A 12,608-nucleotide genomic window follows, 5' to 3' on the forward strand; every position below is an offset into this window, starting at 1 on the left:
ATCATGATCGTTTGTTTCGATATAGGCGGAACGACCATCAAGGGTGCGATTGCCTACGCTCCCGACGATATTCGGCCCGTGCCGCGCATCCCGACGCCCAAGACCAGTTTCGAAGACTTCGCCGCCGGCCTGAAATCCATCATCGACAATAGCGGCGGCACACCCGCCTGCGTGTCGCTGTCGATTGCCGGCGTCATCGACCCCGATACCGGCAAGGCCACTGTCGCCAATATTCAGAGCATCCATGGCAGGGTCCTGAAGGACGAGCTGGAAAAGGCGCTGAACCTTCCCGTCATCGTATCGAACGATGCGGATTGCTTCGTGATCGCTGAATCGGAAATCGGTTCCGGACGGGGTCATCGCGTGGTCTTCGGCGTCATCCTCGGAACGGGTGTCGGCGGCGGCCTGGTGATCGACGGCAAGCTCATCAACAGCCACGGCGGTTTCGCCGGCGAATGGGGCCATGGGCCGGTGGCCGCGACATTGGCCGGAAATCCGCCGGTTTCGCTGCCGCGTTTCGAATGCGGTTGCGGGCTTACCGGCTGCGTCGACGCAATCGGCAGCGCCCGTGGCATGGAAAAACTGCATTCGCATCTTCACCGGCAGGCGATGACCAGCGAGGACATCATTGCGGCCTGGCAGGCGGGCGATGCGAAGGCCGCAAGAACCATCGATGTCCTTATCGATATTCTCGCCTCGCCTCTGGCAATGGTGATCAACGTTACCGGCGCAACCATAGTGCCGGTCGGCGGCGGGCTTTCGAATTCGAAGGCCCTTCTCGCCGCTCTGGACGAGGTGGTAAGGAGCCGCATTCTGAGGCGCTTCGACCGCCCTCTGGTCGTGCCCGCCATCTGCCGCATCGAGCCGGGGCTGATCGGATCCGCCGTTATCGGGCTGAAACATGAGAAAGAAGCCGAAGGCACTGCCTGAGCGGCGTCACATCGTCTCGATCTTTTCCCGGCGAAAACCCAGCCCTACCAGCCGGCCGGTCAGATGGGAAAGGAGCGGAAACCGCATGATGGCCAGCACAAAAGCTGGCGGTCCTTTCGGTTTTTCCGCATCCGCCCGTCCCTTCTTGCGGCCGATACGCATCATGCGCTGCAGAAATTGCGTGGCCTTGGTCGGGAAGGATCGCCGCTTTTCAATTGCGGCAAGATCCTCGTCGGTAACGGCGCGGCCGGATACGAGCACCGGCACCAATATATTGGCCGCCGCAACCGCATCCTGAATAGCCAGATTAATGCCGACACCGCCGACGGGGGACATGGCATGGGCCGCGTCACCAATGCAGATCAGACCCGGTTTCCACCAGCGCTTCAGCCGGTCGATACGGACGGTGAGGAGATGCACATCGTCCCAGCTCTTGAGCTCATCGAGTCTTTCGCGTGGGAAAGGGCAGATTTCCGCGACCCTGTCCCTGAAGGCTTCAATTCCCTGCAGCTTTATGTCGGCGAAAAATCCCTTTCGCACCACATAGCCGCATTGCCAGTAATCACCCCGGTTGATCATGACGAAACCCTGCCGCGAGCCGGCATGCCCCATGGTTTCCGTCGGATCGTCGGGCTGTTTGGAAAGGCGCATCCACAGCACCTCCGTCGGAATGCCGAAGCGCTGCACTTCCAACCCCGCCGCCTCACGGACGGTGGAGTTGCGCCCATCCGCCCCCACCACCAGATCGGCTTCGATCTCGATGATGCCTTCAGGTGTGCTGACCGTGAGACCCCCGACATGCTCGCCGCTCTCGATCAGTTCGGTCACCGGCGCATTCATCAGCAATCGGAAATTTTCGTATTGCCCCGCCTTGCCGACGATGAAATTGAGAAAATCCCATTGCGGCATAAAGGCGATGAAGCGGTGGCGGACCGGCAGGCGGGAAAAATCCGCGATCGTGATACGCTCGCCGCCGATAACCACATTCAGTCTTGGCGCGCGCGTATGAGGCAGGCTCAGGAACTCATCGATGAAACCGAGTTGCTCCATCAATTCAAGCGTTGAAGGGTGGATGGTGTCGCCGCGAAAATCGCGGAGAAAATCTCCATGTTTCTCAACGACGACAACATCTATACCGCTGCGCGCAAGCAGCAGGCCAAGCATCAAGCCCGCCGGCCCGCCGCCGGCCACGGCGACTGATGTACGGATATGCTGAACGGACTTGCCGTCATTTTCCGGAGCGTTTGTCGCTTCCTCCATCACCTTCCCCTTACATCCTGCTTGAGGTCCTTATCGTGTATCCGCCGTCGGGAGGTTTGCATTCTTCGGCTGCGGCCAGCCATGCGCATCGAATCGGAACAGCATTTCGGACCGGGCAAAGATAAAGGCGAAGGCCATGGCCGTCCACATGCCGAGCAACAGCCCGGCGGCGACATCGCTTGGATAATGTGCGCCGACGATGACACGCGAAACACCGATGACAAGCGCAAGCAGGAGAAACACCCAGCGGAAGCGCGGCATCAACATGGCGAAAGCGCCGAAAAACACCCCGGCGGCGGTCGAATGGCCTGAGGGGAAACTTTCATAGAGATTGTCGCCGGTAAATGGAGTGAGGCTATAGGCGCCCATTTCAAGGAGAAGCTCCGGCCTTGCCCGCCCGATCAGGAATTTCAGCGTATGGACGAGAATGCTCGCCGTTCCGATCGTCAGGAAGAAATAAGCCAGAAGCCGCCATGCCGTCCTCAGCCGTCCATTGTAGGTCTGCGCCTTTAAAACCCGTGCGGCGACATAGGCCAATATCGCCAGAAGGCCGGTGGAATAGAGCATCCAGCGGAAGGTTCCGAAATCGGTAATCGCGCGGTTAAAGGAAACCACTCCGCCCGGCAGGGCCTGCGCACTTTCGGAAAGACGCGGATCAAAAGGAATGAAGGCAAGGACCAGCACAAGGCTTGCCGCAAAGACCCACCCACTGGAAACCAGAAAACGTCGCATCGATATCCTCTCATTGTTTTTCTTGCATATGGCTTTGCCTTCCGCAAAAACAATAGCCTGGGCTTTGTCCTTGTGATGGCTGGTTTTCGCGGGTAGAGGCTAAGGAATGTTGCCTGAAAGTGCATGGCGTTTTCGGGAAAACGACGTGCACCAAGGGGTGCGAACCGGAAACGACCGACGGACTGAAAATGACGAATGCCAGTGACATGCCACGCAAGCTGACAATATTGGGTTCGACCGGTTCGATCGGCGCCAATACGCTGGATGTCGTCCGCCAGCTGGGTGGCCGCGACGCGTTCGAGATCACGGCTTTGACCGGCGCGGGCAACGTCGCGCTTCTGGCAGAACAGGCGCGGGAATTCGGCGCGCGGCTGGCGGTCACCGCCGAAGACGACAAATACGAAGTGCTGAAATCGGCCCTTGCCGGCACCGGCATCGAGGTTGCGGCGGGCAAATCCGGCCTCGAAGAGGCCGCGTCGACGGATGCCGGCTGGGTGATGGCGGCGATTGCCGGAACCCCCGGCCTTGCACCTACTGTTACAGCCGCGCAACGTGGCGCAGACATAGCGCTCGCCAACAAGGAATGCCTGGTTTCGGCTGGCGATGTTTTCCTGCGCACGGTCAAGCAGGGCGGCGGCAGGCTGATCCCGGTCGACAGCGAGCACAGCGCAATCTTCCAGTGCCTGACGGGCGACCATAAGCAGGCCGTGGAACGCATCGTGCTGACCGCATCCGGCGGCCCGTTCCGCACCTGGTCGCGCGAGGAGATGGCCAATGTTACGGCGGATATCGCCCGCGCCCATCCCAACTGGTCGATGGGGCTGAAGGTCTCCATCGGCAGCGCCTCCATGTTCAACAAGGGGCTTGAAATGATCGAGGCGAAATACCTGTTCGATCTCAGGCCCGATCAGGTGGAGGTGATCGTCCATCCGCAGTCGATCATCCATTCAATGGTGGGCTACACCGACGGCTCCTATATCGCCCAGCTCGGCTCTCCAGACATGCGCACCGCTATTTCTTATGCCCTCACCTATCCGCAACGCGGCAATCTGAACGTTGAGCGGCTGGATTTCGCAAAACTCGCGCGGCTCGATTTCGAAGCGCCGGATGAAGCCCGTTTCCCGGCGATTCGTCTGGCCCGCACCGCGCTGGAACGCGGCGGCTTGCAGGGCGCCGCCCTGAACGCCGCCGAAGAAGCCGCCTTTCACGCCTTCGTTGCGGGCAATATCGGTTTTCTCGATATGGCCGAGATCGTTGAAACGGTCATGGACCGCATGCATGACGGCCGCTCCGCCGCCACGATTGAAGATGTATTCGCAGCGGATAAGGAGGCCCGTCGCCACGCCCGCGAATTGATCGCCACCAAAGAAAAGGCCGCTTAAACGCGGCCCCGATCTACTCTTATCCAAACAGCGGCCTCACGCCACTGCACGCGCCAGCGCACAATGCGACCAGAGCTGATGCAGCGCGCCGACGAGATGCTCGATATCGGCATCGCTATGCAGCGGCGTCGGGGTAATGCGCAGACGTTCGGTCTTGCGCGGCACGGTCGGATAGTTGATCGGCTGAACATAGACGCCGTGATTGTCCAGCAGGATATCCGAAATCCATTTGCACTTGGCGGCATCGCCAACCATGACAGGCACGATGTGACTCGGGTTGTCCATATGCGGAATACCGCGTGCATCGAGAAGACCACGCAGCTTGCGCACCCGGTCCTGATGGCGGGCGCGCTCGAAGGGGCTCGCCTTCAGATGTTGGATCGAAGCAATGGCACCGGCAGCAAGAGACGGCGGCAGGGCCGTCGTGAAGATGAAGCCGGAGGCGAAGGAGCGGATGAAGTCGCAGACCGCCGTGGATCCGGCAATATAACCGCCCATTACGCCAAAGGCCTTGCCGAGCGTTCCCTCGATGATCGTCAGGCGATCCATCAGGCCTTCGCGCTCGGCAATGCCGCCGCCGCGCGGGCCGTACATGCCGACAGCGTGAACTTCATCGAGATAGGTCATGGCGCCGTAACGGTCTGCCAGATCGCAGATTTCCTTGATAGGCGCGATATCGCCATCCATCGAATAAACGGATTCGAAGGCGATCAGCTTCGGCGCATTCGGATCGGCGGCCTTAAGCTTGGCTTCGAGATCTTCGAGATCGTTGTGCTTCCAGATCACCCGCTCGCAGCGGCCGTAACGGATGCCTTCGATCATCGATGCATGGTTGAGCGCATCCGAGAAAATGATCAGGCCTGGAATTTTCTGACCGAGCGTGCCGAGGGTGGCCCAGTTGGATACATAACCCGACGTGAAGATCAGCGCCGATTCCTTGCCGTGGAGATCGGCAAGCTCCCGCTCCAACAGGACGTGATAGTGGTTGGTGCCAGAAATATTCCGGGTGCCTCCCGCACCCGCGCCACAGTGATCAATGGCGGCCTTCATGGCTTCGATGACTTTGGGGTTCTGGCCCATGCCGAGATAGTCGTTAGAGCACCAGACAGTAACGTCCTTGCGTTCGCCATTGGCGTTGTACCGTGTGGCGCGGGGAAAATTGCCCTGCTGGCGCTCGATATCTGCAAAAACGCGATAGCGTCCCTCGGAATGCAGGCTTTGCAGTTCCGTCGTGAAAAATGCCTCGAAGTCCATGCCATGCTCCAGAATTGACCAGATCGTTTTCTGCCTCGTCGCCGGGACCGTCAACCCTTTCGGGCCACATTAACCGCGTCTGCGTCAATTCGCCGTTGTTTTGAACCATTCCAATAAAGCGTTTATAGGCGCCTATGAAAAGCGCAAAATTGATTCACATCAAAAAAGCGGATTTTTGGAACCTTTTTTGCGCCGCGCCGTTGTTTGGGGCACAATCGATTTACGCTCGGAGGAATGCCTGCAAAGAGGAGGCTTCCCTAAACGACATCGAATTGTTAGTTATCTGTGGCGGTCGGAGGTAGCAGTCGCCGCAGATAAATATGGGACGCCTACCGAGCCACAAGAGCTCATTGTAACGTTGGAGAGAGTTTCATGAAAAAGGCAATCATATTTGCGCTGGTCGGCCTGTCGCTCGCAAGCTGCACGCAGACCGAAAAGGGTGCTTCCATCGGTGCCGTTTCCGGTGCGGTCATCGGCGGCGCCGTGACTGGCAACGTTCGTGGTGCGGCAGTAGGCGCAGCAATCGGCGGCGTGGGCGGCGCCCTCATCGGCAATGCTTCCGAACCGGGCTATTGCTATTATCGCGACCAGTACGGTCAGCGTTACACGGCGCGTTGCCGCTAATCGCTTCGCGAAATACCGTTGCACAGAAGCCCCGGTCACCCGGGGCTTTTTGCGTTATGGCAGGCAAAACACAAGCGCAAGGGTCCTCAAAGCAGTTTATTTATGATTAAATTGCACTGTTAACGGACAGGAAACGGGTTAGGGCGACAATAAAGGCTCAACCATAAAGCAGCTTATGCGAAGAACACGAACTAACCCGAAGACAGGTATTGCGTATCGGAAAGCTGGCACCGCGCTTGCGGTCGCCGTGACGTTCGCCCTGTATCCGGCGTTTACCCGTGATGCATTTGCCTTCAAACTGTTTGGCATGCGCCTCTGGGGTTCGGAAGAACCGGAAGTGGAGGTTATAAACCCTGTCAAATTCACCGTCACGCTTGATGCCGCGGACGCCGATAAATCCCTGAAAAACAGCCTGGAAAACAGCTCGCTCCTCCTGGCTGACAAGGACAAGCCCGCCTCCGGCGATCTCGGACTTCTGATAAAGGCAAGAGACGACAGGGACAGGCTGATCGCGGCGCTTTATGAAAACGCCCGTTATGGCGGCATCGTCAATGTTACCGTCGCCGGCAAGGATGTGGATAGCCTGCCGCCCAATCCTGTGTTCGATCATTCCGCTCCCGTACCCGTGGTGATCACGGTTTCGCCCGGCCCGGTTTTCAAACTTGGAAATGTACGGCTGGAAGGCGATGTGACCGGCCGTAACCTTGAGGAATACGGCCTGATAGCCGGGGGTGACGCCGGTTCTCTCGCCATCATCCGCGCCGGCAACAAGCTGATCGATGACCTGAAGGCCGAAGGCCGTCCGCTTGCGAAGCTGACGAAACGCGAGGCCGTCGCCAACCACGCGACGAACACGGTGGACATTACCATGGCGGCTGAAGGCGGTCCCGTGGCACCCCTCGGCACGGTCACCGTCACGGGTGAAAAAACCGTCGACGGCGATTTCATCCGCCGTTATTCGCGCCTCAATGGCGGCGAGCCCTATTCGCCGGAAAAACTGCGCAAGGCCGCCGACCGGCTGCGGCAGCTCGGCGTCTTTTCCAGCCTGACGATCAAGGAAGCGGGAACACTGGCGCGCGACGGCACCATTCCGCTGACCATCGAGGTTTCTGAAGGAAAGCACCGCTATTTCGGCGTCGGCGCACAATACTCAACCACGGAAGGCATCGGCCTTCAGGGTTATTGGGGCCACCGGAACCTGTTCGGACAGGCGGAATCGCTGCGTATCGAAGGTTCGGTTTCGCGCATCGCCGAAGCATCGAGCGTCGATGGCATGGATTATTCGGCGGGCATTACTTTCACCAAGCCCGGCATGTTCAATCCGCGAACCACCTTCAAGACCAGCCTGATTGCCAAGACCGAACACCCCGATACATACGACGCCAAGACAGTGACGGGCACAGCCGGTTTCGCCTACGAGCTCAACGATACCGATACAGCCGCAGCCGGCCTTGAGGTGCAATGGGCCGATACGGAAGACGCATTCGGCAAAAACGAATACCTCACTACCTCGATCCCGCTGGAATTCGTTCGTGATACACGCGACGACAAGCTCAACCCCACCGAAGGCTTCCGTGCCTCGCTGGCCGCCAAGCCTAGCTATGAAGCGCTGAACGGCACCTTCTTTTCCTCTTTCGAAGGCTCCATCTCGGGCTACAAGGGGATTGGCGCCGAAGACCGGCTGATCATGGCCGGAAAGCTTTCCGGCGGCGTGCTCGTCGGCGGCAGCGATCTGCAGGACATTCCCACCACAAGGCGCTTTTACGCCGGTGGCGGCGGATCGGTGCGCGGCTACAGCTATCAGGAAATATCGCCGTATAATGCCGCTGGCGACGCGACCGGCGGCCGTTCCTATGTGGTCGGCTCCGTTGAGGCCCGCATCACGGTCACCGATACAATCGGCATCGTGCCATTCATCGACGCCGGCGTGGTTTCGGATGAGGTGACCCCTGATTTTTCCGATATCCGGGCTGGCGCCGGTATCGGCCTGCGTTACGCGACGCCCTTCGGGCCTCTGCGTCTTGATGTCGCCATGCCGCTCGACAAATATGACGGCGGCAACAGTTTCGGCATTTATGCTGGCATCGGTCAGTCTTTTTAAACGCCGCAGTCGAACACCCTTACAACAGAGTGTAGATTATCCTTTATGAAAACGTTGATTCGATTGCTGAAATGGCTGGGCTACGCTGCTTTATGCGGCGTGGTGCTGGTGTTGCTTGCGGTTCTGTTCGTCGGTTTCACGCCGATGGGCGCGAGAATTGCCGCAAAGCAGATTTCATCGCTCGTTTCCACACCCGATCAGGTAATCGATATTTCTCCCCCGAGCGGCCTTTTGACCGGCCGCCTGCGGCTCGACAATGTCACTCTTTCAGACCGGCAGGGACCCTATGCGCGCGTGAACCAGATCGCCGTCGACTGGTCGCCGCTTTCGCTGCTTGCCGGCACCTTCCATGCCGACCGCGTCTCGGCCGGATCGATCGATGTCGAGCGCAAACCGCTTGCGGCGGAGCAGACATCGACCAAAAGCTCCGGTAACTCCTCGTTGCCGATCGAAATCGCCGTCGACAATTTCATCCTTCCCGATATCAGCCTTGGCACGCCGCTTCTCGGCCGTCCCTTCGACCTGAACGCGGAAGGCAGTTTGACGGCTGCGCAGGACGATATGCGGCTATCGCTCACCGCCCATCGGCTCAATGCGCCGGATGCGGAGGTGAATGCCGACATCGCCTTCCTTCCGAATGAAAACGTCCTGAAGCTGAAAGCGGAGATGAAGGAGCCCGAAGGCGGTCTTCTCGCCACGCTGCTTTCGCTTCCCGGAACACCTGCGGTGGCGATAGACCTCAACGGCGAAGGCCCGCTTTCCAACTGGACAGGAACGCTGCGCGGCAATGTCGCCGGCAACCAAGTCGTCAACGTCACCGGCCGCCATCTTCTTGCTGATGATGGCACCCGCCGTATCGAAATTGCAGGCGGTGGTCAGCCCGATCTGCTTCTGCCTCCGGCCTTCCGCCAGCTTTTTGCCGGCGAGACAAAGCTCGACGCAAACGCCGCGCTTTCCCCGCAGGGCCGCATCGAAATCGGCAGCAGCACGCTGGAGACCGGCACCCTGCTGTTGACGGCGTCAGGCACGGTCGATCCGAACGGTCAGAACGATCTCGCCGCCAATCTCATCGGCACCGCCGGCCCCGTGGATTTTCGCTGGCCGCTGGAGAATGGCGAGGTTCAGGCCCTCATCAACGGCCTCGATCTTTCCCTCAAAGGTGGCGCAGACGCCGCGCATCTCAACACGACGGTATCGTTGCGCAGCCTTTCCCTGCCGCAAGGCAGGCTCGATGACGTCAAGCTGACGGCCGAGAGCGCCGATCTCAACATCGCCAACCGCAGCGGCACAATCGCGACGGTCCTGTCCGTGGCGCAATCCTCCTTCGTCAGCCCCGATATCGACCGGCTGGTGCGGGCGCCCCTTACCGTCAAGGCGCCGCTCAGCCTCACCTCTTCCGCCATAGGCTTTGATGGCGCGACGCTGGAAAGCGCCAGTGTCGGCGGAACGCTGAACGGCAGTTTCGATCTCGCCGGCAACCGCCTGACCTCCAGCGTGCAGCTCTTCGCGCTGCCCGCCACCCTTCCACCGGTTCTCGCGGAAAAGTTCGACACCACCATCGCCCTCCAGGGCGATGTCGACGTGACCATCGGCGGACGCACCAGCCTTGAAAACCTCGTCGTCAAGTCGGGAACGATCGAAGCAACCGGCAATGTCGGCCTCGAAAACGATACATTGAGCGCCAGCCTGACGGGTAAATTTCCCGCTCTTGAAAAACTAACGCCACAGGCGAAGGGCGTCGCCGATTTTGCAATCGAGGCCAGCGGCGCGCTGGCAGCACCGGATTTCAACGTCACTCTGAGTTCCGAAAGCGCAATTCTTGCCGGACGAACACTCGAATCGCTGAAGGTCAATGCAACGGGCAAGGCCGATCCCGCCGCGCCTCAGGCAAAGCTCACCGCCAGCGGCAGTCTCGACCGACAGAAGATCGACGCCAATGCCGATGTGGTGCAGACCGAAAACGGCACGGCTATCCCCGAGCTGCACGTGGCAGTGGGACGGAATATCTTGAACGGACAGCTGCAATTCTCGCAGCAATTCCTGCCATCGGGCAATCTCTCCTTCAATTTCCCCGACCTTGCCCTTCTCGCCGCCCTCGCCGCGCAGCAGGCGGACGGCGATATTGCTGGCGATATCGCCCTGAGCAACGCCAATGGCCGGATCGCCGCAACGATCAAGGCCAATGGCGGCAGCATCCGTCAGGGCACAACAACGATCTCCAAGCTCGCCGCCGATATTTCCATCGATGACCTTCAGGCTCTCGCCATCAATGGCAAGGTCAGCGCCGATAGCGTCAATGCCGGCGCCGCCGCTATATCAGGCCTGAATGCCACCATCGGCCATTCCGGCACCACGACGCAGTTCGACGTCAACGGCCGTTACGACAACGCGCCACTGGTGGTGAAGGGCAGCGCCGAGACCGGCGGATCGCCGATGACGGTGCGCGTCGACGCCTTTTCGGCCGCCCCCAAGGGCATTGCGGTTCGCCTTGAAAAACCGAGCACCATCGCCATCCAGAACGGCACGGCCCGCATCTCCGATCTGACCGTCATCACGGGTGAAGGACGCGTCGAGGTCAACGGCACCGCCGGGTCGACGCTCGACATCAATGCCGATATCCGTTCGCTGCCCGCCAGTCTCGCAAATGCCTTCGCCGCCGGGCTGGATGCGGCAGGCAGCATCTCCGGCACGGTGACGGCCAAGGGAGAAGCATCGAACCCCGCGGTCGAATACAATCTGAACTGGACCAATGCCGAGGTCGCGCAGACACGCGCAGCAGGGCTCGCTGCGCTCGGCATCAAGGCGAACGGTCGTTTCGCCGGCGGCACCTTGCAGATCGACACCAATGTATCCGGCCAGGGCGGCATGTCGCTTTCCGGCGGCGGCTCGCTCGGCATCGCCGGCAATCGTCCGCTTTCCATGGCGTTTTCCGGCAGGCTGCCCTTCTCCGCCGTCGCAGCACAGACCGCAGCGCAGGGTCTTGACGTCAACGGCACGGCCGCCATCGACGTGAAGATCTCCGGTAGCGCTTCCGCACCCGTCGTTACCGGCAGCATTACCACCGATGGCACGCGCCTGACAGACGTGCGGCGGAACCTGACCATCAACGATCTGGGCGCCACCATCACCTTCGACCGCGACCGCGCCGTTATTTCGCGACTAACGGGCAAGCTGGCGGGCGGCGGCACGATCTCGGGAACCGGCAGCGTCGGCATAGCCGGTGGCTCAGGTTTCCCCGGCGATATATCGATTACTCTTAATCGTGCCGGTTATAATGACGGCACGCTGGTGACAACGGTGGTAAGCGGCACGCTGACGCTGAAAGGCCCGCTGCTGAATTCCCCCGTACTGGGCGGCAACCTGACACTGGACAGAAGCGCCATCACCATTCCGGAAAAACTTCCGGCCTCGCTGACGGAAATCGATGTCAAGCACAAGAACGCCCCCCCGAAGGTACGCGCTCAGGCCAAGGCGCTCGGAGCCGATCAGGGCGGCAGCGGCAGTTCGTCCACCATCAATCTCGATTTGCAGGTGAACGCACCGAGCGGTATCTTCGTGCGCGGACGCGGTATTGATGCGGAACTGACCGGCAGTCTGACCATCCGTGGTACGGCAGCCGTTCCTGTCATCTCGGGCGGCTTTGAAATGCGTCGCGGCCGGTTGGAAATCCTCACCCGCCGCCTCGATTTCACGACCGGCAATATCACCTTCGGCGGGGGCCTCGTTCCGGTTCTCGATATGAAGGCCGACTCGACGGTGGGGTCGACCACGGTCACTGTGTCGGTGTCCGGCAACGCCAATGATCCGGCCTTTGCTTTCTCCTCCGCGCCCGCCCTGCCGCAGGATGAAGTTATGGCGCAACTGATTTTCGGCCAGTCCATGTCGAAACTCTCGGCTTTGCAGATCGCAAGGCTGGCCGATGCAGCCGCACAGTTGGCCGGCGGACGTTCCACTTCGCTGTTTGACAAGCTCAGAAGCAATCTCGGTGTCGACGACCTCGATATTTCGACCGATTCCGAAGGGCAGGCCCGCGTTTCCGCCGGTAAATATCTCAACGAAAGAACGTATCTCGAGCTGCAGCAAAGCGGCGAATCCGGCGCAAAAGCCATCATCAACCTCGATGTCGGGCGGGGCGTGAAGCTGCGCGGAGAAGCGGGCGGCAATGGCGAAGGCGCAGCCGGCATATTTTACGAGAAGGAGTATTAGCATTTCCACTAAGAGGGCGTAACGATTTGACGCCCGGACAATGCGCAAAATATTCCAGGGTCGCTTCGCATTTAGGTTTGCGAAACCATCTCATGCTACGAATCATCCATTGAAGACGG

Annotated in this window: 8 protein-coding genes; 5 read left to right on the forward strand and 3 right to left on the reverse strand. The window is 60.0% G+C overall.

The window, feature by feature from the left end:
• The first annotated feature begins 3 nt into the window (after nucleotides 1-3).
• The gene (locus O9X91_RS07175) at nucleotides 4-930 is read left to right on the forward strand and encodes an ROK family protein (RefSeq protein ID WP_077985529.1); all 927 of its coding nucleotides are present in this window, start codon (nucleotides 4-6) and stop codon (nucleotides 928-930) included.
• Between the two features lie 6 nt (nucleotides 931-936).
• On the opposite strand, the gene O9X91_RS07180 is transcribed toward O9X91_RS07175, so the two are convergent.
• Together O9X91_RS07180 and O9X91_RS07185 are read right to left on the reverse strand one after the other, a co-directional pair.
• Complete coding sequence (locus tag O9X91_RS07180; protein ID WP_269834289.1) at nucleotides 937-2,190, reverse strand: FAD-dependent oxidoreductase; 1,254 nt, start codon at nucleotides 2,188-2,190, stop codon at nucleotides 937-939.
• A 30-nt stretch (nucleotides 2,191-2,220) separates the two neighbouring features.
• The gene (locus O9X91_RS07185; RefSeq protein WP_137412253.1) at nucleotides 2,221-2,922 is read right to left on the reverse strand and encodes a phosphatase PAP2 family protein; all 702 of its coding nucleotides are present in this window, start codon (nucleotides 2,920-2,922) and stop codon (nucleotides 2,221-2,223) included.
• A gap of 188 nt (nucleotides 2,923-3,110) precedes the next feature.
• Here O9X91_RS07185 and dxr point away from each other — a divergent pair, with 188 nt between their 5' ends.
• Nucleotides 3,111-4,304, forward strand: coding sequence for a 1-deoxy-D-xylulose-5-phosphate reductoisomerase (gene dxr / locus O9X91_RS07190; protein ID WP_142912988.1), 1,194 nt, complete (start codon nucleotides 3,111-3,113; stop codon nucleotides 4,302-4,304).
• Nucleotides 4,305-4,340: 36 nt separating this feature from the next.
• On the opposite strand, the gene hemA is transcribed toward dxr, so the two are convergent.
• Nucleotides 4,341-5,558, reverse strand: a complete 1,218-nt coding sequence (gene hemA / locus O9X91_RS07195) for a 5-aminolevulinate synthase (RefSeq protein ID WP_142912987.1) — start codon at nucleotides 5,556-5,558, stop codon at nucleotides 4,341-4,343.
• A gap of 372 nt (nucleotides 5,559-5,930) precedes the next feature.
• Between hemA and O9X91_RS07200 the strand changes: the two genes are divergently transcribed.
• The 3 genes from O9X91_RS07200 (at nucleotide 5,931) to O9X91_RS07210 (ending at nucleotide 12,489) form a co-directional block, all read left to right on the forward strand.
• Nucleotides 5,931-6,182, forward strand: a complete 252-nt coding sequence (locus O9X91_RS07200; RefSeq protein ID WP_004443753.1) for a YMGG-like glycine zipper-containing protein — start codon at nucleotides 5,931-5,933, stop codon at nucleotides 6,180-6,182.
• A 175-nt stretch (nucleotides 6,183-6,357) separates the two neighbouring features.
• Nucleotides 6,358-8,283: an autotransporter assembly complex protein TamA gene (locus tag O9X91_RS07205; RefSeq protein WP_142912986.1), complete on the forward strand. Its 1,926-nt coding sequence runs from the start codon at nucleotides 6,358-6,360 to the stop codon at nucleotides 8,281-8,283.
• A 45-nt stretch (nucleotides 8,284-8,328) separates the two neighbouring features.
• A complete protein-coding gene (locus tag O9X91_RS07210; protein WP_269833639.1) occupies nucleotides 8,329-12,489 on the forward strand; it encodes a translocation/assembly module TamB domain-containing protein in 4,161 nt (1,386 codons plus the stop codon).
• The last annotated feature ends 119 nt before the right edge of the window (nucleotides 12,490-12,608 follow it).

Source organism: Agrobacterium salinitolerans (assembly GCF_027498475.1).
GTDB classification, from domain to species: domain Bacteria; phylum Pseudomonadota; class Alphaproteobacteria; order Rhizobiales; family Rhizobiaceae; genus Agrobacterium; species Agrobacterium salinitolerans.